Raw genomic sequence first — 25861 nt, 5'->3', positions numbered from 1 at the left:
AGTTTATCTGAAAATTAAGAATTACTTGGCTGTCTGAACCGCGAGTTCTTGGAATGCGGTATTCTCTCCGCTGCGGGAAATCGGGTGCACCTGCCAGACGATCCAGCGGAACTGGCCCAGTGGTTTTCCCTTGGCATCACGCAGGGACAGCGCAGTGAATGCCTCCACCTTTTCGCCTTGGCTACTGAGGCTCGCCAGCGGAGTGAATCGTTTTTGATCGGACAAATCCCAGCCGGGGTCCGAGCTATGGTTGCTGCCGTAAATCGAGATTTTCTGGGCACCGCGAACGCCTTTGTGGTTGTTCGCCCAGCTGGTGATGGCCGTGACGGATTCACTTTTCCCAAGGTCCATCTTGTAGGCGCCATCGGTCACCTTGTTGGCAAATATCGGACCAAATCCGGCGGTCAGCTTGCCATCGGTGAGAACCGACAGCGGCTGGTTGTTGGTCTTGGTCGAGCTAGTGACCTTGCCTCTGGGCTGGCTGGGTGGCACCAGCTTTTGAAAACCATTGGCCTTCGCGCTGCTTTCATAGATCACCCCGTTGCCAATGTTCCGGACGGGAGCTTTCCCCTTTTTCACCTTACCCTGATTGTTGGCTGGCTTGGCTTCGGGGGCGTCGGCTTTCGCCACGGTCAGCACACCCTGCATGACACGCCAGTGGCCAGGGAAGGTGCAGATGTAGGGGTATTCGCCAGCTTGCTCCGGAGCGGTGAAGACCAGCTCTTGCTTCGAGCCGGGTCCGAGTAGTTTCGAGTGGACGAGGATTTTATTCGACTCTGGAATGTAATGCTTTTCGACAGCTCCAGACTCCGCCGCCATTTGATCGGCGAGGGCTCCGATTTCCGCCACGCTCCCTGGAGCCAAGAGCAACCAGTTGTGCTCCATGTTGTCCGGGTTTTCAAAGATGAGCCTGACTTTCGATCCAGGCTCCACACGCAGAGTCTTCGGGGCAAATTGTAAACCGGGAGCGGCGGTGACACGGAGCACCGTGCCGCGCGCCTTTAGCATCTTGTCGTGCGCCGCGGTGAGACGTTTCAGCTCTTGCGTGCTACTGACATACTTGACCCCACCAAGGGCGCGGCCCACTGGATCGTAGAGATACACAGCAGGAAGCCTCTTCGTGGATCTCCGCCCTTTTTGGAGCTCGATTTCGATGACATTCACCCCGGCCTGCAGATCGACTTGGACTTGCTGGTCGCCACTCCACAGAGAATTCTGGCTGAATACGAGGCTGCCGTTGACGAAGATATCAAGCGCCTTGTGATTGATGCCGATGATGGCCGATTGCTCTTTCTCCGATTCGATGAATGTCCGGTAGAGGTTCACACCACCTCCGGAAGGTTTCTTCGAAGTGTGCAGAACTGGCTGACCTTTTCCTCCTGGAGCATAGCGGAACCAGTGGGTGAGTTCAGATTGTGGATCCACCTCCAACACCGGGACACTGCGCCCCTTGATCGGCTCCGTGCCGTATTCTAACGCTTTCAGGGTGTTGACCACGTGTTTGTTGTCGGATTCGATGGAATCCAAGATCTGCGTGAGCTCCGGATGGGTTTTCTGCAGGTGGGAAATCGCACCGATCACCTGGATGAGAACCCGCGGATGTTCGTCCTTGGCCATCTTGCCGAGCAGTTGGCCCACGTTGTCGAGATGCTCTGCCAGCAGACGGATTTGGTTCACGGCCGCACCACGGAAATGGTAGGATTTGGAGTTCAACAGGGCCTTGAGCAACTCAGGACGAGCTTCATTGAGGCCACCGCAGACAAACAGAGTCTCCAACGCTGCTTGATCAAAATTCGGGCTGTTGCGATCCATTTTGCCGATCCAGCGATCGACCGCCGCAATGCCTTCGGCGCCATGTTTGCGCAGCTCGATGCGGGCGTGCTTGCGCACCAAATCTTGGGGACTTACGAGCAGCTCGCAGAGTTCGTCCGGTGATGCTCCTTCAATGTTGGGAACCTCTTTCACGAGAGGTTTCCCCTTGTGAACGACTCTCCAAATTCTGCCATAGTCATGATCCCAGCCTGGATCACGCATCGGGTGCTGGGCGTGACCAATGATCGGGCTGCAGAAATCGGAGACGTAGAGAGCTCCGTCCATCCCGAACTCCAGATCAGCCGGGCGGAAGGCGGCGTTCGGAGAGGAGAGGATGACTTCGGTCTTGTCGCGTTTGATCATGCCCTCGCTGTAATCAAACTGGGTCAGGGTCACGGCGTATTTACCCAGCAGCGAGGCGGACACCATGCCTTGCTGATAGATTTCCGGGAAATTCGGGCTGGAAACCACGGCAATCCCGGAGCCTTTGCCAAACTGGCCAATCGAGCCGTAGCGGAATGGATGGTAAGCGCCCAGCGGCGTCCATGGCAGCACAGTGCTATCGTAAAAGATGCCGTCCCCATACATCTGGAACATGTCACCGTAGCGATCGAAATCGACATTCCATGGGTTCGGTGTGGTGTGTTGATATTCGGTGTTGATTTTGCCACTGGCGACATCGAGTCGGTAAGTGGTGGCGTCGATCCCGCGGTGCACACCGAAGGGAGTCTCTAACTGCGAGCGGTGGAACACCCCGTCACTGAAAATGATGTCGCCGCTCGGGTCGGATTGAATCATCCCTCCGTGGTGGGAGTCGGTGACATCGATACCGCGCAGCAGCTCATGTTGCACGTCGGCTTTGCCATCGCCATCGGTATCGCGAGTCATCCACAAGCGTGGTTGCTCAGAAATGATGACTCCCTCACGGTGAAAAGCGACTCCGTCGAGGGCGTCGAGACCTTCCATGTAGGTGGTGCATTTGTCGGCTTTTCCATCGTGATCCGTGTCTTCGAGGATGAGGATCTTGTCCGGAGGTGTCAGGCCAGGAACGGTGTGGGGAAACGATGGCATGGTGACCACCCAGAGCCGACCACGTGCATCGAAGGAGATCTGCACGGGGTTGCGCAGTTCGGGGAATTGTTCCTCCGAGGCGAAGAGGTTGACCTCGTAGTCATCGGCGACCTTGAACTCGGCTTCCGCTTCCGTGACACTTTTGATGATCCCGTAACCATTTTTTGCCTTCTTGCTTTTCCCCTTCGGCATCGGTGGCAGAGAGGGTTTTTCCATCTCGGAGAATTTCTTCCCTGGATTCGCAGCGAGTTGGTGGACCACCGCATCGGTGAGCTCGATCATCTTGTGATAGCGCGGCATTTCATCGGCATACTCCTGCGGGCGGGCGCGCACGCCGAAGTAGACCACGGCATTCTTAGGACGCACAATCTCAGCCACGCGCTCGTGCTTGGCCGTGGCGGCGAGGGCCACCTCGTGGAGGTGCTTGGGATTGACTTTCACCGCACCGACCAGAGCCTCGGCAATGATCTTGGCGACTAGGCGGTTTCCGGCCTCGTTCAGGTGGATGCCTCGCGTCGTCAGCTTGGCCTCGGAAGCGGCGTAGGCGTCACGGGTCGGGGTGAAGAGATCGATGTATTCCGCATTCACCTCTGCGGCAAGTTTCTTGATCGCATTGGCATAGAGCTCAATCTGGGCGTTGCGCTCGGCGGGTGCATCCTCACTGGCAATTGGCGAGAGCATGACGATCTTCGCTCCCGGGTGGACTTGGGACAGCTGGGTCAGGTGAATCCGGTATTGGTCCTCGAACTCAGCCAGCCCCTTTTTTCCGGCAAAGGATTCGTAAAACCCGTAGCCTAACACCAGCTTATCCGCCGGCCACGCGGCGATGAGGTTTTTCATGTGCTTGGCGTAGCCTTCGAGTCGAAGCCGATTGCCCACCTCGTCTCCGGTCCAGGCAAAACTGCGCACTTTCAACTTCGCCTTCGGCCGCGCAATTTGCAGTCGCGCCTCCAGCTCACCATGCTCTAGCAGACGTTCCACCATCGAGTTACCATAGAACAAAATGGTGTAATCCGACTTTTCGGCAGCACTGAGTTGAGGCGACAACAAAAGCGCCCAGAGAGAGACGATGGCGAGGAAGGAAAAACGAATGGTGTTCATGATGAAATAAAAATGCTCAGGAAATGGGAGGGGTTAAGAAACTAGCGCCGAGATACGACGGATAAAGGGAGAAACACGTCAGCTTTGGCCAATAATTCACTCGCCAAAGCTGATCTCGATGTTCTGCAATCGATCCGCTTACTTTAGGTCAGGGCGCTTCGAGTTCAGCTCGCTGACCAGCTGTTTTTTCAGACTGGATAATTTTTCAGGATGCTGGGCCGAGAGTTCGTCCCGCTCCTCATTGTCTTTCTTGATATTGTAGAGTTGGAAGGCGTCTTTTTTGCGATCGAGCTCGACCACTTTCCAGCCGTCTTGGGAGATCAACGCTGAGCGACCCATGCGATCGAATCCATTATTCACAATCACGTAGTTGTGCTGCTTGGTTTGCTTCTTCCCTAACAAGGTTGGCAAATACGAGATGCTGTCCTTCCCTCTTGGCATGCGGGTTCCGGTGATGTCGGCGAGCGTGGCCATGAAGTCGTAGTGGGCGCTGAGAATATCGGTCTCGCTTCCGGGGGCAATTTTGCCAGGCCAGCGCACGATCATCGGGCACTGCATGCCACCTTGGTAGCCGGAGCGCTTGATCCCGGCACGGCCGCCGGCACCGTCAAAGACGTCGCCGCCATTGGAGGTGCGCCACTTGTTATCCGTGAGGTTCGCCTTCTCGCCGTTCGCAAGCTGCTTGTGCACGTTTTGCTTCGGGCCGTAATACATCTCGTGACCATTGTCTGAGGTGAAGGCTACGATGGTATTTTCGTCCAGGCCCTGAGCCTTGAGCTCTTTCATGATGAGACCGACATGATCGTCTAACATCTTCACCATCGAGGCGTATTTTTTCTCAGCCAGCGAAAGCTTGTCGTTATCGGCATAGTCCGGATGCAGCTCGGGGATGGCGACCGGTCCGTGGGGAAGCTGGGTGGAGTGATAGAGGAAAAACGGCTCGTTTTTATGATCGCGGATGTATTTGAGGATGCCCTCGATGAAAACATTTTGCGAGTAGGTCTCGCCGCCTTCTCCGACAGGTTCATTGCCCTTCTCACTCATTTTGCCGCAGTCGGCGCGGGTGTTCCCCTCGAGCTCAAAGCGCTCACCATTGCGCCAAAGATACGGAGGATAAAAGCCGTGGCAACGACCGTGGCTGTAATAACCTTCGTAGAAATCCCAGCCGAAGCGCTTGACTCGGTCGTGATTTGTTAGGAAGCCGACATCCAGCTTTCCGAACTGCGCGGTCTTATAACCGGCCTTCTGAGGAATTTGCGCCATGAACACCTCTTTTTTAGGGATCGGAGCAGACGATTTCTCGACATACTGGTTGAGCAGCTCGGTCGCTTTTTCGGGTGGCGTGTTCTTCTTATCGAGTCGGATCAACAAGCCGGGAGCGTTGTGCTTCCATCCGCCCAGACGACCGTCGTGCATCCCGGTGGAGAGCGACCAGCGTGACGGGGCACAGAACACACCGCCGTAGTAGTTATTAAACTTCATGCCCTCGGCGGCGAGCCGGTCGATGTTGGGAGTGGTGACAATTTTCTGCCCGTAACACCCGAGCATCCCAATCCCCAGGTCGTCGGCGTAAATCAGAATGACGTTAGGTTTTCGGGCCGCGTCGACCGCGGGTAATGCGCCCAGGCCCACCATGGAACCCAGCGCGGTGATTAGAAGTCGTGACAATGCGTGTTTTTTCAAAATCATATTGATCGAATGTAGATGTGCCACAAGCATACGGAGTCACCGCCCCGCACCTAGCGAAGAATCTTTCAAAGTGGGGATTTTTTCTGGAGTAGCGTGGGATTGCCGCGAACGATGCCAAATCGCCGGGCTTAAAAAGCCGATTCGATACTCTTCAGGCTGACACCCAAGAGGCTCTTGGCGAGCGGCTCCAGCTCATCTTCACTGCCTTGGATGTGGAAGGTCCGCTGCACATGCTGCATCGTGCCCCCAGGCTCAAGAGCTGCCGCTGGCGACGAGGTTTCCAACTCGTAAAAAGGCCCCAGCGGATCGGCCCCAGGCTCAGGGGAGCCATCGTTGTAGGAGTTGATCACATCACCGACGTATGGTTCCTTCTGGATTTCCCACATCGAGTTCACAAATCCGTGAGGAGCTTCCTGCACGTTGTAGGTCACGATGTTCAGCACCTTTCCGGCGGCATCGTAGCTCCCGGCGATCCCCTTGGAGCGCTGCGGGCTGATGCCGATCTTCCCGCGGCGTGTGCCGTCGCCCTTGAAGTAAAGCACCTCGTCTTTGACCTGCAGATAATCCTCCGGCACCTTGCCGAAATAAGAATCGTTCACCTTCGGCCCCAGCTCGGCATCGCTGCCCGACTTGAATGGGATGACCACAGTGGTGGTGGGTGACGGGTTATACATACCTAACAACCAAATCGACAGCAAACCGGTCTCCGGTTTCCATGCCTCGTCACCCTGATTGGTGATGCGGTTATCGGTTTCGTATCCCACCATACGAATCCCGTCGGCGAGATCTACGCCGAGCAGCTTCGAGGCATCCGCCTTATCCAGCACGGTGACGGTGCGCTTGATGCCGACATGGAACTCAGTGCCGCTGTAATTTTGCAGCTTCGCCTGATGCTCGAAGCTCGCTGATGCCTCGCTCTGTTCCACCATCTTGAAGGGCTCGGTATCGATCACGGCGGGCGTTTTCCAATCGGAGAATTCGAACTTTGCCCCAGGTTTGAAATAGAGCGCATACTGGCCACCTTCAGGCCCCAGCCAGAACCGCTCTTCACCGCCGAAGATGTAAATGTGCGACTCCAACTTCCCTTGGGCCTCCTCTTCGGAAAGGATGCCATTCTCTATCACGGGACGATTGATCCAGCCGAAGCTCGGCCCTTGCTCGTGGTCGTAGGTGCTGGTCATCACCCTACCCTGCCATGCCGGAGCCACAGCCACGGCAGCGTCACCTTTTTTCAACACCACGAGATCGGTGTGTTCTTTCATGAATGCGGCATCATCGGCGAAGGCACCGATTTCGCTGTTCGATGAGGTGCTGCTGTCTTTTTGCTGGCAGCCAATTGGCATCATCAAGGCCGGAGCGGCCATGAGGGCGAGCCAACGAGGGGCAAGGGGCGGGAGTGCAGAGGTCATTTTCATAGTGTCTGGAATAATGCGTTAAGAAGAGTCGGTTGATGGGATAAGTTTAGCCTGCGGGTTCGAGTTGCACATCGAAGCGATGGATGAACGGCAGCTGCTTCTTGGCCCGGCCAATTTCCACGCCCCACTCAGGCAACGTGCCCTGATCGCTATCGGTGAAGGCCTCAGGGCGATAGGCGCCACCGGCCCAAGGACCGGATTGAACCTGGTGGGTCTTGGTGAAGTGAATCCCGTCTTCCGCATACATCACCGAGTTGATAATGTCCTTCGGGCCGGTCGAGCCGATCATCGCGGCCACCCCCTTGCCTTGGGGCCAGACCAACACCTCATGGTTGCCGGGGATGACGGGGTTTTTGGGATGTTTGATATATGGACCGCCAGGTTTCTCCGCGATCGCCACCCCCATTTGTGTCTGCCCCGGACTTTTCCCAAGCTGGCGCCCTTTGTAGTAACACCAGTATTTGCCATCGCGCACGATCAGGCAGGCATCGTCGATCAGATGACTATCGAAATCCTCCGCCTGCTCGCTATTGGTAATCACCGGGTTCGCCGGACTGCGCTCCCATGGCCCGTCGGGCGAATCGGCAACAGCGAGTCCAATTTTCGAATCGGGGTTGAAGCCCTTGCCGTATTTTTTCGAAACGCCGGTGTAAAACAACCAGTAGCGCCCTTCGGCCACGAGGATGTTCGGAGTAAACACACTCTCGTCCTCCCAAGTGCCCGCCTTTCCTTTGGCCAGAGCCATCCCTTGTTCGGTCCACTGCTTGCCGTCCGGCGAAGTGGCATACCACACCGTCGCATCGTAGCCGGGCGAAATCTTCCCCTTGGAATACCAGACGTAATAAAGATCCCCCACCTTGATCACATCACTGGGGTCACGACGCATCACCCCCTTCTCCACACCAATCCCTTCCAGGGCCGAATGGGTAACGTTCACGGTCGGGAGCTCGGACTTGGCGGGGGCAGCGAGCGCCTGGGACACAATCGCACCAAGTAAACACAGGGAGTATGGAAATTTTTTCATCGTCGGATAATCAGGTGATTTTGGCGAAATATAGCGCGCGCACTTTCTCACATAAGGAAAATCCACCCAAGCTCTGTCATGCAACATTGAGAAAGCCTGTCATCCTGTGATCAAGTTAACATCACACATGCAGATCACCCATTAAATGTCACACCCCAGCAGCTAGGATATGGTCCTCACACTTTCACTGGCAATACGGTGATGCCAAACAGCCCCCCTCAGGCTAGCCCCATACTAACTAGATCTCCCCTCTTCCCAAGCTACTGATGAAAGACGACCCCGACCGATTGGAAAAAGACCTGCTCCTACTGCTAAAAACCATCCCCAGAGATTATCGCAGTGGTTAGACTTTGGGAGTTTTTTATAGGAGGAAAGATCTAGCCCGAGACCCCGTAGCATCCTAACGTCAGACATGAACGCATCAGCCCTCACCGTCGCTACTTGGAACCTGGAGTGGACGACATCCAAGCAACGCCGCGCCCCCATCATCCAATCTTTGGCCAGTGGATCGGATACTTAAGCAGACTGGTTTTCATCTAACGATAATTACCTCCTGACTCCTTGTCATCGCTTAGGCTTCCTGCTAATTTTTTTCATCCAACTGAAACCTGTTAGTAATCCCCCCTTATCCAGGCTAAAGCATGAATAAAAAAAACCTCGGCGAATACAACATCCGCACCAAATTCATCACCCCAGCCATCAAGGCCGCCGGCTGGAACATTATAACTCAGATGCTTGAGGAATATCCCCTGACTCAAGGCCGCGTGCAGGTTTTTGGTAGCCACTCCACACGCGCTGCCTGCAAAAAGATCGATTACGTTCTCTTCTACAAACCCAACATCCCGATCGCCATCATCGAGGCGAAAGATAACAAGCACAGCATCGGCGCCGGTATGCAGCAAGCACTCGGCTACGCAAAAATGATGCCCGTCCCCTTCGTTTTCTCATCCAATGGCGACGGCTTTGTCATGCGCGATCTCTCGCACCCCGGATACACCAGTGAAACGGAAATCCCCCTCGACGCGTTCCCCTCACCCAAAGCCCTCTGGGAACGCTGGAAAAAAATCGAGCAATGGCCCGCCGACCAGCTCCCGCTCATCCGCCAGAATTTCCACTCCGACGGCTCCGATAAAAAACCGCGCTACTATCAGCTCAACGCCATCAACCGCACTATCGAAGCTGTCGCCAAAGGGCAAAACCGCATCCTCCTCGTCATGGCCACCGGCACGGGCAAAACCTACACCGCCCTGCAGATCATCTGGCGGCTCTGGAAAGCGAAGACCAAAAAACGCGTCCTCTTCCTCGCCGACCGCAACATCCTGATCGATCAAACCATGGTCAACGACTTCCGCCCGCTAGGCGATGCCATGGCCAAGCTCTCCACCAAGTCCAAAACCATCGAACGCGACGACGGCACCAAGGAAACTATCAGGCTCGGCATCGACAAGAAACGCAAGGTCGATACCTCACGCGAGATTTACCTCGGCCTCTATCAGGCCCTCACCGGCCCCACCGAATCCAAGAAAGTTTACAAGCAGTTCTCCGAGGACTTCTTCGACCTCATCATCATTGATGAGTGCCACCGCGGCTCCGCCAAAGAAGATTCCGAGTGGCGGGAAATTCTCGACTACTTCTCCGCCGCCACTCAGGTCGGCCTCACCGCCACGCCGAAGGAAACCAAAGACGCATCAAACACCCATTACTTCGGCGATCCCATCTACACCTACTCGCTCAAGCAGGGCATCGACGATGGTTTTCTCGCTCCCTACAAAGTGGTTCGCATCGATATCGACAAAGACGTGCAGGGGTTTCGACCAGAAGCAGGTCAACTCGATGATGATGGTAACGAAATCGAAGACCGCATCTATGGTCAGAAAGATTTCGATAGAAACATGATCATCGACGATCGCACCCAGCTCGTCGCCAACACCGTGTCCAAGTTCATCGCCGAGACCGGCACCATGGCGAAGACCATTATCTTCTGTGAAAATATCGACCACGCCGAGCGCATGCGCCAGGCCATGGTCAACGCTAACCCGGAATTGAACGCCACCAACGATAAGTGGGTCATGCGCATCACCGGCGATAACCCGGAGGGCAAAGCCCAGCTCGATAACTTCATCGACCCCGAGTCTGATTATCCCGTCGTCGCCACCACATCCAAGCTCATGACCACCGGTGTCGATGCCCAGACCTGCAAGCTCATCGTGCTTGATCGCACCATCAAATCGATGACCGAGTTTAAGCAAATCATCGGTCGTGGCACCCGCATCAATGAGGAACACGGCAAAACGTTCTTCACCATCATCGATTTCCGCAAGGCCACCGATAATTTCGCCGACCCTGACTTCGACGGCGATCCCGTCCAGATCTACGAACCCAAACCCGGCGACCCACTAACACCACCCGAGGGGGATGAAAACAACAAGTCACCCGAGCCAGACGAACCCGAAAACGATCTACCAGGCACAGGCAGCGGCGATTTAGACGAAGAGCCTGGCGATTTCATCACCACCACTGGCAGCGACGGAGCCTTCGATCCAGAAGACACCGAAGTCAAAAAATACCGTGTTAGCGGCATCAGTGTCAGCGTGCTTGCCGAGCGCATTCAGTATCTCAATTCCAAAGGCCAGCTGATCACTGCTTCGCTCACAGACTACACTAAAAAAACGGTCGGCAAAACTTACACCAACCTCGACGACTTTCTCCAGCGCTGGTCGTCCGAGGAGCAAAAACAAGCCATCATCGACGAACTCGCGAATCAGGGCCTCATCCTCGGTGCCCTCCGCGATAAAGTCGGCAAGGATTACGATGCCTTTGATCTCATCTGCCACGTCGCCTTCGATCAGCCCGCCTTGACTCGTAGTGAGCGTGCCAAGAAAGCCCAGCAATCTGATGTTTACACCCAGCACTCCGAGCAAGCCCGCGCTGTCCTCGATGCCCTGTTGGAAAAATACGCTGAAACCGGCCTCAAGGACATCGATACCGATCCCATCCGGCTGCTCAAAGTCCAGCCTATATCCCACCTCGGCAGTCCCATTGAGATCATCCAGCATTTCGGTAGTAAAAATGCCTACCTAGACGCCGTCAAATCGCTCGAAAACGCCCTCTACGCAGCTTGAAATCGCAATTCCTCATCCTTAATACCACCTTGCATCTCTTTCAATCTCATTTATAATGCCGCCATATGGAAACAGCCGAAAAGCTTCGGGAGTCACGCTCCCGTCACTTGTTGCGCAGCTCAGAGCAAGCTGCCAAGCAAGTGCGCGCCTTCATGGCGGCTCAACCTATTACACCGAGGAACTCGCCATCTTTCGTGCCTACGCCCAAGAGCACAATCTCATCCTCGAACAAGCACCAGCAGAGCTAGCCACCGCTCCCACTGCCGAGGGTAATGAACACCAAGTCTGGTTCCGTGAGAACTCCAGCACTTTTCTGAAGGCCACTTGGCCTGATCATTTCGGCATGAAGGTGGTGCACCGTGCGGATGAAGAGCCTGCCGCCTCACCCATCGACTACCTTGAACGCTGGCACCTTCACAACACGCTGTTTGGCGATGCGGTGGAGTTTTTAGGCGCATTGGATACGCCTGACGGCATGCGCCTGCTCATTCAGCAGCCGGCAATCCGTGGAAGCATTGCCAACGAGGAACAAATCTCCACTTATTTTACCTCCTCCGGTTGGAAACCCTTCCGCATCGCTGGCAATCTCGCCTTCTTTGATCCCGAGCGGAAAATCGTTGTCTCAGACACCCACCGGGGAAATATCATCGTCATGCCAGATGGCCTGCTCGCCCCCATCGATCTCCGCGTCCAGCCCCTCACCGATACCTTACTTTCCATCGTCAAAAATTTAATCTAATCAATCACCACGTGTGGCACAGCCACCATACACGACTATTTCACCACCATGTCTCTTACTTCCACCGTAAAATCCATCCAAGACATCATGCGCAAGGACGCCGGCGTCGATGGCGATGCCCAGCGTCTCTCCCAGCTCGTCTGGATGCTCTTCCTCAAGATCTTCGACGACCGCGACCAGGAGCTCGAGCTCATGGACGACGACTACGTCTCCATCATCCCGGAAAAATTCCAGTGGCGCAACTGGGCCGCCGATCCAGAAGGCATCACCGGCGATGAACTCAGCGACTTCATCAACAACGAGCTCTTCCCCACCCTCAAGGAGCTCGATCTCTCCAGCGCCGATCCCCGCGGCCACTGCGTCAAAGACGCCTTCGAAGACGCCTACAACTACATGAAAAAGGGCCACCTCCTGCGCCAGGTGATCAACAAGCTCAACGACATCGACTTCAACTCCTCGGACGATCGCCACGCCTTCGGCGATCTCTACGAGCAGCTCCTCCGCGACCTCCAGGCCGCCGGAAACTCCGGGGAATTCTACACCCCGCGCGCCATCACCCAGTTCATTGTCGATCAGATCAATCCCCAGCTCGGTGAGTCCATCCTCGATCCCGCCTGCGGCACCGGCGGCTTCCTTACCTGTGCCATCGAGCACCTCCGCAGCCAGGTCCAGACCAATGCCCAGCGTGATCAGCTACAGTCCGCCATCCACGGTGTCGAGAAAAAGCCCCTGCCGCACCTGCTCTGCGTCACCAACATGCTGCTCCACGGCATCGAAGTCCCCTCCCAGATCCGCCACGACAACACCCTCGCCCGACCGCTCACTTCCTACGGAAAATCCGAAAAGGTCGATATCGTCATCACCAACCCACCCTTCGGCGGCACCGAGGACGATGGCATCGAGTCCAACTTCCCCTCTGCTTTCCGCACCCGCGACACCGCCGATCTCTTCCTGCTGCTCATCCTGCGCCTGCTCAAGGACAAAGGCCGCGCCGCTCTCGTCCTGCCGGACGGCACACTCTTTGGCGAAGGCGTCAAAACCCGCCTCAAGGAAAAACTCCTCAGCGAGTGCAATCTCCACACTATCGTCCGCCTCCCCAACGGCGTCTTCAATCCCTACACCGGCATCAAGACCAACTTGCTCTTCTTTGAAAAAGGCACACCTACGAAGGAAGTCTGGTATTACGAGCACCCCTACCCGGAAGGCGTCAAGTCCTACAACAAAACCAAACCCATCCGCATCCAGGAATTCGATGCTGAAAAAGCCTGGTGGACCAAGCGCGAGGAAAACGAGCACGCTTGGAAAGTCAGCATCGAGGACATCAAAGCCCGCAACTACAACCTCGATATCTCCAACCCGCACCAAGAGGAGGTCGTGCACCACGACCCCGACGAGCTGCTCGCACAGTATGACAAGCAGTTGCAAGGCATTCAGGAAATCCGCAACCAGCTCAAAGACATCCTCTCCGAAGCTCTTACCAGCAAATAAACCAAACGATATCACAAAGGATGAACATGCAATATGGAGTGCGTGTGACTTGACACCGCTTTTGTCTGAACCGGCTCGACGGTTCTGCCCCTGCGCAGCTGCACTTCTCCCCCTCCCCACCAGCACGACGAAACCCCACCTCGCGAGGCAAGCCTCACCAAACCACAAAGCTGTGTCAAGCCACAGCACCCCATAACCAATCTCCGCCATCCCACCATGCCCGACGCCACCCAACTCATCACCGACCATCTCGACACCTGGACCTCCACCGTCGTCGCCCAAAAAACCACCGGTCGCGGCAGCTCAAAAAAACAAGAACTCTACGGCATCAAAAAACTCCGCGAACTGATTCTCGATTTGGCCGTGCGCGGATTGCTTGTGCCGCAGGATCCGGAGGATGAACCTGCAGAAGTTCTGTTAAATAGAATTGAGTCAACAAAAGCTGACCTGATCCAACAAAAGAAAATCAAAAAAACAAAACCCTTGTCCAAGGTGCTCAGTGAGGATGAACCATTCTTGAAACCAAATGGTTGGGAATTTGTGCGGATTGGCAGCTTAACATCAAAACTTGGATCTGGGAGCACGCCAAGAGGAGGAAAAAGCGCCTACGTAGATTCTGGGGTGATTTTTTTACGCTCACAGAATATTTGGAATGATGGATTAAAGTTGAATGATACAGCTTACATACCTGCAGAAATACATGAAAACATGTCGAATACGCAAGTTCAGCCGAATGACGTGCTCCTTAATATCACTGGAGCTTCATTAGGACGTTCAACAATTTTCCCTACAGAGTTAGAAACAGCTAACGTAAGTCAGCACGTAACTATCATTCGGCTGATTGAAACGCGTATGGCTCGGTTCTTGCACCTTGGAATCTTATCTCCCTTAGTCCAAAAACTCGTTTGGGGGCGACAAGTTGGGATGGCTATCGAAGGCCTCAGCAAAAAGGTTTTAGAGCAGTTTGAATTCCCAATCCCGCCCCTAGCCGAGCAGCAACGCATTGTCGCGAAGGTGGATGAACTCATGGCGCTGTGCGACCGACTCGAGCAGCAGCAGGAAGACAGCATCCGCACCCACGAGACCCTCGTCAAAACCCTCCTCGACGCCCTCACCACCACCAGCGACGCGGCACAATTCCAACAAGCCTGGCAGCGCATCCAAGCCCACTTCCACCTCCTCTTCACCACCAAATCCTCCATCGACCACCTAAAACAAACCACCCTCCAACTAGCCGTCACCGGCAAACTAGTCCCCCAAGTGCCCAACGAGGATTCTAGATGTTGCTTCCCCGCTTGGAAAAAACACGAATCGAAAGATGAATGTCTAGATCATCCTACACAATGGATGAGTGTCCCACTCGGAAAACTGGGAGAATGGCGCGGAGGAGGCACCCCGTCGAAAGGCAATACAAAGTTTTGGGACGGTGAAATACCTTGGGTCTGCCCAAAGGACATGAAGCGCCCTATTATCCACAAATCCATTGATCAGATAACAGCAGAAGCTATAGATAAATCCTCTGCCAAACTAATTCCCAAAAACAGCCTCTTGATGGTCGTTAGAGGCATGATCTTAGCACACTCATTCCCGGTCGCTAGGTCTGGACGCGAAGTTACAATCAATCAAGACATGAAGGCTCTATTGCCTGACTACCACGACACCGCGACGTATCTTCACCTCGCGCTTAGAGCCCTGAGAGACCAGTTTCTGAATACCGTTGAGCGGTCTAGTCACGGAACCTGCAAATTGCTCACCAAGGATCTTCAGGGAATGCTCATACCAATTCCCCCCCTAGCCGAGCAACACCGCATCGTCGCCAAAGTCGACGAACTCATGGCCCTCTGCGATGAACTCAAAGCCAGCCTAGCCACCGCCCAAGCCACCCAACGCAAGCTCACCGACACCATGGTTGAGAAGGCTGTGAACTGACCTGTTTCCAGCGCTAATGCGATAGCCATCATGCAAAAGGCACCATCGACACTTTATTTAGCTATTTTTTAGCTAAATAACCTTGTTTTCGTCCAGTTATGAGCTAGTTTCTCACCATGAACAAGAAACGCACCATGACACTGAACCTGACGGAGCAGGAGATGAAAGTGCTTGAAGAGCTTGCAGAGAAAAAAGACCTCAACAAAACGGGCGTGATGAAGCTCGCGCTACGCATGCTGCAAGTCCTAGATGCCAGAATGGAGCCTGGCAAAAAACTCTTGGTCGAAGACGAAGTGACAAAGGAAAAAAGTGAACTCATCATCCTATAAACCATGCCTGAGCATACTGTTTATCTTTTTCCACACTGAGTCCGGAGAACTCCGTGAAGCAACACTTCACGAGGAGGCGGAGGATCAGCACTTGAGCATGTGGGGCAGCACATGGCTGCCGATCATGCAGCAATACAAAACGAATCCCCCCACATGCCAAACACCCGAGGACGCACACTGGGATTGGAAAATGAAGGCCTCCGAGTGGAGAAAGTATCTGGCATTCAGCTCATTCTCACTCATCTGCGATGGCGAGCTGCAAGGCTTGTTACTCATCAACAACTCCAAGTTTGCCAAGCTCAATGAACAGTTTGGCAAGCCACTGGTTTACATCGAATTTGTCGCCACCGCTCCGTGGAACAGACCAGAGCTTCAAAGCCCTCCCAAGTACCGTGGCACCGGAAGCATTTTTATCCTCGCCGCCATAGAAGCCAGCAAACACCTGGGGTTCAAAGGCCGCATCGGTCTCCACTCCCTATCCCAAGCCGCAAATTTCTATGAACACAAATGTGGTATGACCCAACTAGGTAAAGATCCTAATCACCAAAATCTCACCTACTTTGAAATGACAGAACAACAGGCAGAGCAATTCTGCCATAACCGACTATGAAAAATGAATATCGACTACCCAAAAGAATGGTTTGCCAATAGCGCTCGAATCGAAGGCGATTCTGAGATTGGTGCAGGCATCCCACCTACCCACAGACCCACACAAACCACCAGTCCAGCAGCGATCAAGCAGCTGGACACCCGGATCGCCTTCGGCCAATTCGTCGAACTCTGGCGCCGTAACAAAGGCTGGAACGCGGAGGAACTAGCCAAAGCCGCAGACGTTGACACGGAGGATATTTTAGAAATCGAACATGATCCTCACTGTGAGCCCGAAGCCTATGCAGTGCACGCACTGGCTCAGGTGTTTGACGTCAAACCATCAAAACTCATGGAACTGGCAGGCCTGGCTGAAAGCCGCACACCAGTGCTTCGCGAAGAAGCGATACGTTTCGCAGCCAGATCAGAGTCCATAGAATCTCTGACCCACCACGAGAGGGAAGCATTCGAGGCCTTTGCCACTACCCTCTCCGAAGAACATTCTACCCCTGATTGCAAAGCAAAATAAAAAACGTGTATGCGATAAAATCGATAAACGCACTCAAAGAATACTTGATGAGCTAGGAAATCCAGCCCCCCCACTCTGTTTGGACACAGTTCGGGAGTTGTTGGAGATGGATCGTTCCTACTTCAGCTCTGATGACCACGGCTTGATGGGCAAGACTTTCAGCCGCTTGAAAAGAGCTGGAAAAAATATACTAAAACGCCCATCGATATTGAAGGATGCCGTTAAAAAGTTCGATTTACGTGCTCTCTATATCCCCGATCAAAAGAGGATCATTATTGATGATCAAGTTCCAGTGCCTAAACAACGCTGGCTAGAAGGCCATGAGATAGGCCACGGCATCCTTCCGTGGCATGAGGGTATGGTGCTGGGTGACGACGACGTTACACCAACAGTCGCCACCCATGACAAAATGGAAGCAGAGGCCAACTATGCTGCAGGATCACTGCTCTTTCTGAATCAAAGGTTTGTTGAGGAGGTCAAATCGACCCCACCCAGCATAGCATCAGTCCTCAACCTCAAAAAAATCTACGGAAATACGCTCACTACCACGTTCTGGCGCACAATTGAACATTGTGGTGAAGAAACCCCAATTCTGGGACTAATCGGACAGCATCCAAAAGACTTTGCCGACGAGAAACCAGACTTCAAGCACATCATCCTATCACGTAAATTCAGAGAGCAATTCGACCCGCCCGAACTTACCGGGCTCAAATCTAAAATAGCTTTATATTGCTATGGAAACAGAGGGCCTTTAGGCAAAAGAAGTCTCATTTTAACAGATGTAAATGGAGATCCCCATTCGTTTAAATTTGAAACTTTCTACAATGGATATGATGCCCTAACAATGGCCGTATATGAGGGAAAAAGCTCACATAATCCAGTAGTCGACTTCAGCAAGCTCTTTAGTTAATCCCATTTAAAGGTCCATCACCTGTGACTCTGGTGAGACAGGCAATGAAATGGATCACTTTCCCACCTCCATCGTTTTGTCGCAAGTAAAGCCATCGAGTTCATGTCAGACCCAATAAGCCATTACGAAGAGCTATTCTACGACCTCCATACTGGGGTCGTGGGCAATCACGAGCGTCCCCATAAGCCGGCGATGTTATTGGCGGTGATGGACCTCATCGAGTCGGGGGCTCTTACGGAAAACCTCATTCCCTTTTCCCCGGAGCTACGGCAACGCTTTACTTTCTATTACGATATCGTTCGTTTGGAGAACGATCGGAACACTCCGATCAATCCCTACTTTTATATGCGCAGTGAATCGTTCTGGTCACACGTGGCCACATCGGGAAACGAGGCAGTGGTTAGAGCGCTCAGCTCACCTCCTACAATTGGTAAGCTTCCAGCTCTCATCGAAGGGGCGAAGTTGGCTGCAGATTTATGGAATGCTGTCAGCCATCCCACACAACGAGGCCAACTTCGAGACGTTCTCATTTCCCGATACTTCCCTCAACACCGACACCTCCTGCTCAATCAACCCGTGGTGAGCTGTGTCACCAAGGAGGACGAAGAAACCTATCAGCTACCTGGTAGATCAGCTGGCTTCAGGCGCATCGTGACCCAAGTCTATGAACATCAGTGCGCTGCATGCGGGTTAAGACTGCGTCGGCCAGACGGAGCGACCATTGTCGACGCGGCTCACATTATCCCATTTTCAGAAAGTCAGAATGATCATCCCCGCAATGGCCTCGCTCTGTGCAAAAACCACCACTGGGCGATGGACCGCTCGCTGATTGCTCCCGGACCTGATTTTCACTGGCTGGTGAGTGAATCACTGGATTCTCGTCAAGCCGGAGAAAGGGATCTCATCGCCCTATCAAACCGACCACTCATCCTTCCCAAGGAAACAGCCTACCATCCCCTGCCCGAAGCCCTCGAATGGCGTCAATGCCGATTAGCCTAGCCTCCCATTCACTCATCCCATGTCCAACTACCAACATTTCGAAAACACCCTTTCCGGGTTCACCGATGCCCGGGGAGGCCTTCAAACTGCGTTCGGCCCCATTACCCGACAACAAAAAAGCCCCTCGTGTTGAGGGGCTTTTTAGAAATGGAGCCGGTTAACGGACTCGAACCGTTGACCTACTGATTACAAATCAGTTGCTCTACCAACTGAGCTAAACCGGCGATTGATTGTTGCGACCTCCGGTGGGAAGTCGGCTGCGGTCGGCAGGTGCCGAAAGCGGCGCGAGTATTTCTATTTCCGGCTTCATTGCAAGTTTTTTTGATGCAAAATATAATGGCTATTTTTAGACCCTCAAACGGAAGAAATAACACTGGCAAATTTTCGAGGGCTAGCAATATGTTCCGCGCATGATCATTGGCATTCCCAAAGAAATTAAAAATCAAGAGCACCGCGTCTCGATGATTCCCTCTTCCGTAGCTGAACTTGTGCGCCGGGGGCACCGGGTTCTGGTGCAGAAGAATGCCGGAGCTGGCGCAAGCTATCCGGACGAACTTTACCAAGCGGTGGGAGCTGAAATGGTGGACACCGCCGAGGGCGTGTTTGCTGAGGCAGAACTCATTGTTAAAGTAAAAGAACCTCAGGCCAGCGAAGTGGCTATGCTCAACGAAAAGCACACCCTCTTCACTTACCTGCACCTGGCGGCCGACAAGGAACTCACCGAGAGCCTGGCCGCGACCGGTTGCACGGCGATTGCTTACGAAACCGTTGAGATCAACGGCAGACTGCCACTTTTGGAGCCCATGAGTGAGATCGCAGGTCGCATGTCGGCCATCGTCGGTAGCTACCACCTGGCCAAACACCGTGGAGGACGCGGCACCCTGCTTGGCGGTGTGCCCGGCGTGGCTCCTGGTCGTGTCGTGGTGATTGGTGGCGGAACCGCCGGGGTCAATGCCGCGCGGGTTGCCACCGGCATCGGCGCAGACGTTTCTATTTTGGAAGTTGATTTCGATCGCATGAGATTCCTCGATATCACCATGGAAGGCGCCCACACCGTGTATTCCAACGAAGCTAACCTGGCCGACCTGTTACCGCGCGTCGACCTGGTGATTGGTGCCGTGCTTGTTCCCGGCGCCAAGGCACCGAAATTGATCACCCGTGAAATGCTGAAGATGATGCAGCCAGGCAGTGTCTTGGTGGACATCGCAGTGGACCAAGGTGGTTGTGCGGAAACAACCCGCCCCACCACCCACGACGACCCCACTTACGTGGAAGAAGGTGTGCTGCACTACTGCGTGGCCAACATGCCGGGTGCCTACGCCCGCACAGCCACCCAAGCACTCAACAACACCACCCAGCGCTGGACGATGATGATTGCTGAAATGGGCGTGCAAGCTGCCTGTGAATCACGCAAAGAACTACTCGGCGGCATCAACTGTATGAAAGGCCATGTCACTCATGCGGAAGTGGGCCATGCGCACGACATCGAAGTGGTCGATCCTACCACCCTCTTCTAAGCAGGATTTTTCAGAACAGGAAACTGTTCGGTTATATTCTCAGATCGAGCCGCGCAACGACCTGTTACGCGGCTCGTTTTTTCTAGAGTAACATTCTACTCGACGGCCCTATCTGACCAACATCCTTAGCCGTTCCAAGGACGGAGGTCCATACGACTGGAGGCCAGCAGCCAGAGGAACAAGGCGCTGACCAAGATCGAGGAAAGCCCGATGTGCAGAACCTGGGCAAAGGGTAAAATCCCCACCTGAGCGAGAATCAGGCCGAGAACCATCTGGCAGAGGACCGCTCCGAGGATGACCTTCTCCAGCCATGACGCTCCGGTCCGAGCCGCCGTCGCCTTGAGGAAAAACACCACGGCCACAATCAGGATGACCCAGGAGGCACTGCGGTGAATCAGATAAGTGGCGCTGTGCTCCAGCTCCCCGACCCACTCCGAGCGAGGCGCTGCGGCGTGGCTTTTTTTCAACTCATCCGTCTTCTCGCGGATCTGCGAGCCTAACACACCTTCGGTGAGCACCAGCACAAAGAGAAACCAGGCGAGCTTATTCAAACCGCCGCGACAGCTTGATCCAGCGAGGCGCCAGGGAGAATCGCAACCGCGCCAAGCGACAAAGACCAGCACGCAGAGCATGGCAATCGCCAAGGCCATGTGAATGGTAATGATCCCCGGTTTCAGCCCACTGTAGACAATACGGGCGCCCATCCAGCCATTGATGCCCAAGAGCAGCAAGGCGATCGTGGACATAATCACCACGCTGCGGATATGTCTTTTCCGCGTCAGGGCCATGATGAAGGTGGCCAGGGTCAACAGACTCAGCGGCATGGAAGTTAGGCGATTGATGTATTCAATCCAGGTGTGCAGCGGATTGTAGTTTGCAATGATCGACTCCTTGGTGATCGTCTCCGGATCAATGCCATGAGCCGCCGCCTTGATGCGGTATTTTTCAATATCCAGCTTGGCCGGGTCGATCTGATCGGCATTGGTCGGCGGAATCAGACAGCCCCAACAGGTCGGCCAATCCGGGCAGCCCATGCCTGCCCCCGAGGCACGCACGATGGCTCCAACAAAAATAAGAACGATCAGGGCCGCACAGGCCGCGGCGGCCACTTTTTGAAACATGCTCACACGGACTTCTAAGTGGCGAAGGTGGATCCCGCAAGTCTGGGGACGAGAGAATTTTGGAGAACCTGCCCACACGATAGAATTTCGACTTTTATGTTTCGTATTTTTCCAAACCTCCTAGTTTGTGTCCGTCATGCCATCCCAAGCCAGTAACGTCCGTCGTGCCGCCGTCTCCGCCCTCCGCGCCTGGGCCAAGGGGCACACTTACATGGACTCATTGATCGAACGTCACGCCGGGCGCAACAGCCTGAGCCGACAAGACCGTGCGCTTTTACAATCGATCGTCTACGCCGTGCTCAGGCACCGTCGACTGCTCGACCACTGGATTGGAAAACTGCGCCGTGGCAAGCTCGATCACGAAACGCGCGACGTCCTCCGGGTCGGCCTCTGTCAGCTCTTGATCCTCCGCATCGCCGATCACGCGGTGGTGAATGAAACCGTCAACTGCGCCAAGACCCCGGTGCGCGGACTGATCAACGCCGTGCTGCGCCAGGCGATCGTCCGTCGCAAACGCCTGATGGATGAAATGGACGACCTCCCACCTGCCCTGCAGTATTCCCATCCGGACTGGCTGTATAACCGCTGGCGCAAAGCCTTCGGCAAACAAGATGCCATCGCCCTGATGCAGTGGGACAACCAACCGGCCGCGGTGCTTTGTCGGGTCAACGAACTCAAAGAAGGCGCGCGTGAAACGGTCTACAGCTATGAAAAATCCACTCCGGTGGACGGACTGGACGGCTTTTATCAGGTTGACGGTCTGCCTCCCGGCGAGTGGATGAAGGAAGGCCTGATCTACATTCAAGACCCCGCTACCCGGCACTGCGTGGAACTCCTAGCCCCGCAGCCTGGCGAGCGCGTTCTCGACGCCTGCGCCGCCCCCGGCGGAAAAAGCACCATGATCGCTGTGGCAATGCAGAATCGTGGCGAAATCCTCTGCACCGACAGCAATGAAAAGCGCCTGCCCCGACTGGAAGAGAACCTGGCCAATCTGGGAGTCACCATTGCCAAGTCCCAGGCACACGACTGGACCACGCCAGCTCCCGCCGAGTGGCACGGTCAGTTTGACGCTATCTTGCTCGACGTCCCCTGCTCCAACACCGGCGTGCTGCGCCGCAGGATTGACGCCCGCTGGAGACTGCGCTTGGAAGACATCGAAGAACTCACCCAGATTCAGGAAAAAATCCTCACCCACGCGCTGCCCTGTTTGAAACCGGGGGGACGGATCGTTTACTCGACCTGCTCGATCGACGCCGAAGAGAACCGCGGACTCATGGATGCCTTTGTGGCGAAGCACCCCGAGTGGAAACTCGATGCCGAGCACCAGGCGCTGCCCTTCCGCGATGACAGCGATGGTGCCTACGCTGCCCGTCTGGTGCGTGGATCCAGCATCTGACATAGGATATTCTGGACGCCTGCCCAATCACCCCTTAGTTTTCCTCTCGTGATGAAATCCTGTCTCAGCCTTCTGATTGCTATGATTATCTTCCTCGTGTTCGCTGGAACGGCGGGGGTCCTTTGGTATGGTAGCTCCTCCACCGAATTCAGCGCTGGACCTGAAGCCGAGACCATGGGCCGCTAAGATGAGCGCCGCGCCGCAGAACATCGGCCTCTTTGGTGGCACCTTCGATCCCATCCACCTCGGCCACAGCCACATCGCCGAGGCCGCGATCCGCGAGTGCTCACTCGATCAGCTGATCTTCCTGCCCTGCAGAAAATCGCCGCATAAAACCGGCGTGCAACATGCCAGTGGCACGGACCGATTGAACATGTGCCGCCTGGCCACCGCCGGATTGGACAAGGTGCTGGTCGATGACTTCGATCTCACCGCCCCCGAGCCCAGCTACTCCTGGCGCACCGTTGAGCACATGCAGCAGCGCTTCCCCGGCGCCCGACTGTTCTGGCTGATGGGCACGGACCAGTGGCAGGCGCTGCCACGCTGGAATCGCTCCGAACATCTCGCCAGCCTGGTGGAATTCATCGTGTTCACCCGCGGAGAAACTCCGGCTCCACGTGACGGCCACCGGATGCAGGTCATCAGCGGCCACCACCCGGCATCGGCCACCCAGATCCGCGCCGCAGTGGCGGAGGGCGACGACCAGCAACTGCACGCATGGCTCGCCCCCGATGTGCTGCACTACATCCGCAAGCACCAGCTATACACCCGCCCGTCCTAAGCAAGCAGGTGCAAGCTGGCGGTTGACCTGCCACTCAAACCGCGCTTATAGTCCCACTGGCATCGATGGTCATCCGCCACGTCGCCCATCTCACACATCTTCACCACCCATCTTTCCGCTATGAAATACCATCTTTCCGCACTCCTGTTAGGGCTCAGCCTCACCACCCCCGTCTGGTCCCAAGATGAGAAAGCTGCCGAGCCAGCGCCAGCCAAGGAAGCCTCCTCAGACAGCCGCTCAAAGGCGGTGAAAATGATGCAAGCATTCTCCAACCTGCCGAAAGAAAAACGTCAGGAATACCACCAGAAGCTGATCAAGACGCAGAACCTGTTCAACCAGAAGCGCATCTTCGATGCCCTTGAGCAGCTCGATGAGCTCGACCAGATCTTCCCCGATCATCCGTCTGCACTAAACATCCGTGGTGCTTGCTACGTGGAGATCCGCTCCTTTGCCAAAGCGAACAAAATTTTCCAACAAGTGCTGGAAATCGCCCCGGACAACACCAGCGTGCTGTTCAACCTGGCGGAGGTCGATTTCGTGATGAAAAACTGGCAGACTGCCCACGATCGCTTCACCAAACTCGTCCCCAAGCTGCCTGAAAGCAACAAGGCGATGGTGCGCCTCTGTGAGTTCAAATTGCTCCTTTGCAAACTGAAGCTCGACAAGCTGGACGAAGCCAAGGCGATGCGCGACAAATACGACATCTGGGATGATTCCCCATACTTCTACTGCTCCCGCGCTGCCATCCTCTACCACGAGGGCGACAAGATGGAGGCTGAGAAAATGCTGCGCAACGTCCGCTACGTCTGGCGCAACGACGGTGTGCTCGCCCCATGGCAGGACACGCTGATCGAGTTCGGCTACATCCGCAGCTTCTACGGTGGCGACACCGAAGAGATCGAGGAGTAGGTGCTCAGCCTAGCACTGGGATCTATCCCAGTGGGTAGTCGGTGATTTGCTCGAACTTGATCCCATAAGTCTCGGCAATTTCCGGAGCGGCGGACTCGTGATAGACCTCGCCGTAGTAAATTTCCTGAATCCCATAAGCACACAAAGTCTGCATGCAGGCCGTGCATGGCATGGTGGTGGAAGCGATCAGCTTGACCTCGCCCCGCTTGAATAAGCTGCAGAGATTCACCTCCGCGTGCAGCATGAACTTCTGCCGATCGTCCCGATTGTCCCAGAAGCCAACCGGCGCATCGAAGCCGGGTGCCAGTCCATTGTAGGCGGTGCCGACCACGCGATTGTCAAAGTCCAGCGCCGCGGCGCCCACTTTCCTAAACGGATCTTCCGAGCGAAGGCTGGCGATGTGCGCCAGTGCCATGGCATATTGGGGGATGCTGATGCGTTCCGCGCTAGTAGTGGGCTGCTTATCCATGGACAAAATCGAACACAGGCGACGTTCTATTGTCGAGTTATTTGATATGAGCGAGAAAAAAGGCAGCGTGTTCAATCGGCGCAATTTCATTCGCGCCAGCGTGCTGGGATCGATCGGGGCCTACTCCTACGCCCGCTGGGTCGAGCCCGGCTGGCTCACGATCACGGAAAAGGACATCGTGCTGCCCAAGCTCCCGCCCGCCCTCGATGGAGTGGTGATCGCGCAGCTCACCGATTTCCATTTCCAACCCGACCGCGACGAGTCCCTGATCGCCGATGCGGTGGCCGCCGTGAATGCGCATCAGCCGGATCTCATCGCCCTCACTGGCGACTTCATCACGGAGTCCTCCAAAGTGTTCAGCCCACTGATGCAAGTGCTCAGTGGGCTCGAGGCCAAACATGGTATCTATGGCGTCATGGGCAACCACGATGGATGGAGCCAGCGCCCGGGCTTCTACCGGCAGGGCTTCCAAGAGGTCGGCATGGAGTTTCTAACCAACCGAGGAAGCCGCATCGAACTGCGCGGAGAATCTCTGTTTATCACCGGCACCGATTCCGTCTGGTCGGGGAAAGTGGATGCCGCCGCCTGCTGGAAAGGTCACCGTGACGAGCCAGTGCTGTCGCTGGTGCACGAGCCGGATGTGTTCGATCACCTACGCCCGAACCATCGCATCGACCTCCAGCTCTCCGGTCACACCCACGGAGGCCAATGCCGAGTGCCACTGATCGGCTACGCACCCGTCAAAGTCCGCTACGGCAGAAACTACATCTACGGTGAGTATGCCCGTGACGACTCCAAGATCTTCGTATCGCGCGGACTGGGAACGGTCGGTCAGCGGGTGCGATTTGCCTGCGCCCCCGAGGTGGCGATCCTCACCCTGCGCTCAGCCTAGGATCTCTAGGGGAAGAAAAAACCTACCAGTC

Annotated in this window: 20 protein-coding genes and 1 tRNA gene; 14 read left to right on the top strand and 7 right to left on the bottom strand. The window is 55.1% G+C overall.

Features of this window, described 5'->3' with window-relative positions; all coding sequences use genetic code 11:
• Window positions 1-21 precede the first annotated feature (21 nt).
• From JO972_RS02480 to JO972_RS02465, 4 genes are all read right to left on the bottom strand, one after another.
• Entirely contained in the window at window positions 22-3984 is a 3963-nt protein-coding gene (locus tag JO972_RS02480; protein ID WP_309488410.1) for a PVC-type heme-binding CxxCH protein, read from the bottom strand.
• A 138-nt stretch (window positions 3985-4122) separates the two neighbouring features.
• Entirely contained in the window at window positions 4123-5619 is a 1497-nt protein-coding gene (locus JO972_RS02475; protein ID WP_343221522.1) for an arylsulfatase, read from the bottom strand.
• A 182-nt stretch (window positions 5620-5801) separates the two neighbouring features.
• Window positions 5802-7016 (bottom strand): DUF6786 family protein, encoded by a 1215-nt coding sequence (locus JO972_RS02470; protein ID WP_343221521.1) that lies wholly within the window; start codon window positions 7014-7016, stop codon window positions 5802-5804.
• A 118-nt stretch (window positions 7017-7134) separates the two neighbouring features.
• A complete protein-coding gene (locus JO972_RS02465) occupies window positions 7135-8112 on the bottom strand; it encodes a family 43 glycosylhydrolase (protein WP_309488406.1) in 978 nt (325 codons plus the stop codon).
• 641 nt (window positions 8113-8753) lie between these two features.
• Between JO972_RS02465 and hsdR the strand changes: the two genes are divergently transcribed.
• The 9 genes from hsdR to JO972_RS02420 all read left to right on the top strand — a co-directional run bounded on the left by hsdR (window position 8754) and on the right by JO972_RS02420 (window position 18745).
• The gene (hsdR, locus tag JO972_RS02460) at window positions 8754-11234 is read left to right on the top strand and encodes an EcoAI/FtnUII family type I restriction enzme subunit R (protein ID WP_309488405.1); all 2481 of its coding nucleotides are present in this window, start codon (window positions 8754-8756) and stop codon (window positions 11232-11234) included.
• A gap of 55 nt (window positions 11235-11289) precedes the next feature.
• A complete protein-coding gene (locus tag JO972_RS02455) occupies window positions 11290-11973 on the top strand; it encodes a putative polyvalent protein kinase domain-containing protein (RefSeq protein WP_309488404.1) in 684 nt (227 codons plus the stop codon).
• 48 nt (window positions 11974-12021) lie between these two features.
• Window positions 12022-13461 carry a type I restriction-modification system subunit M gene (locus JO972_RS02450; RefSeq protein WP_309488403.1) on the top strand — a complete coding sequence of 480 codons (1440 nt, stop codon included), beginning with the start codon at window positions 12022-12024 and terminating at the stop codon, window positions 13459-13461.
• 216 nt (window positions 13462-13677) lie between these two features.
• On the top strand, window positions 13678-15390 hold the full coding sequence (locus JO972_RS02445; protein ID WP_309488402.1) for a restriction endonuclease subunit S: 1713 nt from the start codon (window positions 13678-13680) through the stop codon (window positions 15388-15390).
• A 116-nt stretch (window positions 15391-15506) separates the two neighbouring features.
• On the top strand, window positions 15507-15719 hold the full coding sequence (locus JO972_RS02440) for a hypothetical protein (protein ID WP_309488401.1): 213 nt from the start codon (window positions 15507-15509) through the stop codon (window positions 15717-15719).
• Between the two features lie 124 nt (window positions 15720-15843).
• Window positions 15844-16329 carry a hypothetical protein gene (locus JO972_RS02435; protein ID WP_309488400.1) on the top strand — a complete coding sequence of 162 codons (486 nt, stop codon included), beginning with the start codon at window positions 15844-15846 and terminating at the stop codon, window positions 16327-16329.
• Between the two features lie 3 nt (window positions 16330-16332).
• Entirely contained in the window at window positions 16333-16836 is a 504-nt protein-coding gene (locus tag JO972_RS02430; RefSeq protein WP_309488399.1) for a helix-turn-helix domain-containing protein, read from the top strand.
• A 106-nt stretch (window positions 16837-16942) separates the two neighbouring features.
• The gene (locus JO972_RS02425) at window positions 16943-17746 is read left to right on the top strand and encodes an ImmA/IrrE family metallo-endopeptidase (RefSeq protein WP_309488398.1); all 804 of its coding nucleotides are present in this window, start codon (window positions 16943-16945) and stop codon (window positions 17744-17746) included.
• Between the two features lie 102 nt (window positions 17747-17848).
• A complete protein-coding gene (locus JO972_RS02420; protein ID WP_309488397.1) occupies window positions 17849-18745 on the top strand; it encodes an HNH endonuclease in 897 nt (298 codons plus the stop codon).
• A 148-nt stretch (window positions 18746-18893) separates the two neighbouring features.
• Here JO972_RS02420 and JO972_RS02415 read toward each other — a convergent pair.
• Window positions 18894-18969, bottom strand: a tRNA-Thr gene (locus JO972_RS02415).
• A 186-nt stretch (window positions 18970-19155) separates the two neighbouring features.
• On the opposite strand from JO972_RS02415, the gene ald reads away from it, so the two are divergent.
• Window positions 19156-20262 carry an alanine dehydrogenase gene (gene ald / locus JO972_RS02410; protein WP_309488396.1) on the top strand — a complete coding sequence of 369 codons (1107 nt, stop codon included), beginning with the start codon at window positions 19156-19158 and terminating at the stop codon, window positions 20260-20262.
• Window positions 20263-20387: 125 nt separating this feature from the next.
• Here ald and JO972_RS02405 read toward each other — a convergent pair whose 3' ends face one another.
• On the bottom strand, window positions 20388-21383 hold the full coding sequence (locus JO972_RS02405) for a COX15/CtaA family protein (RefSeq protein ID WP_309488395.1): 996 nt from the start codon (window positions 21381-21383) through the stop codon (window positions 20388-20390).
• Window positions 21384-21519: 136 nt separating this feature from the next.
• Between JO972_RS02405 and rsmB the strand changes: the two genes are divergently transcribed.
• The 3 genes from rsmB to JO972_RS02390 all read left to right on the top strand — a co-directional run bounded on the left by rsmB (window position 21520) and on the right by JO972_RS02390 (window position 24469).
• Window positions 21520-22779 carry a 16S rRNA (cytosine(967)-C(5))-methyltransferase RsmB gene (gene rsmB / locus JO972_RS02400; RefSeq protein ID WP_309488394.1) on the top strand — a complete coding sequence of 420 codons (1260 nt, stop codon included), beginning with the start codon at window positions 21520-21522 and terminating at the stop codon, window positions 22777-22779.
• Window positions 22780-22906: 127 nt separating this feature from the next.
• Entirely contained in the window at window positions 22907-23560 is a 654-nt protein-coding gene (nadD, locus tag JO972_RS02395) for a nicotinate (nicotinamide) nucleotide adenylyltransferase (RefSeq protein ID WP_309488393.1), read from the top strand.
• Window positions 23561-23680: 120 nt separating this feature from the next.
• Window positions 23681-24469 (top strand): tetratricopeptide repeat protein, encoded by a 789-nt coding sequence (locus JO972_RS02390; protein WP_309488392.1) that lies wholly within the window; start codon window positions 23681-23683, stop codon window positions 24467-24469.
• 22 nt (window positions 24470-24491) lie between these two features.
• Here the strand turns inward: JO972_RS02390 and JO972_RS02385 are convergent, their stop codons facing one another.
• Window positions 24492-24938 (bottom strand): deoxycytidylate deaminase, encoded by a 447-nt coding sequence (locus JO972_RS02385; protein ID WP_309488391.1) that lies wholly within the window; start codon window positions 24936-24938, stop codon window positions 24492-24494.
• A gap of 46 nt (window positions 24939-24984) precedes the next feature.
• Here JO972_RS02385 and JO972_RS02380 point away from each other — a divergent pair, with 46 nt between their 5' ends.
• Window positions 24985-25830 carry a metallophosphoesterase gene (locus JO972_RS02380; protein ID WP_309488390.1) on the top strand — a complete coding sequence of 282 codons (846 nt, stop codon included), beginning with the start codon at window positions 24985-24987 and terminating at the stop codon, window positions 25828-25830.
• The last annotated feature ends 31 nt before the right edge of the window (window positions 25831-25861 follow it).

Source organism: Oceaniferula flava, from assembly GCF_016811075.1.
In the GTDB taxonomy this organism is placed as follows: Bacteria; Verrucomicrobiota; Verrucomicrobiia; order Verrucomicrobiales; family Akkermansiaceae; genus Oceaniferula; species Oceaniferula flava.
The sequence above is the reverse complement of the archived record's forward strand: the minus strand, read 5'-3'. Positions and strand labels throughout refer to the sequence as shown.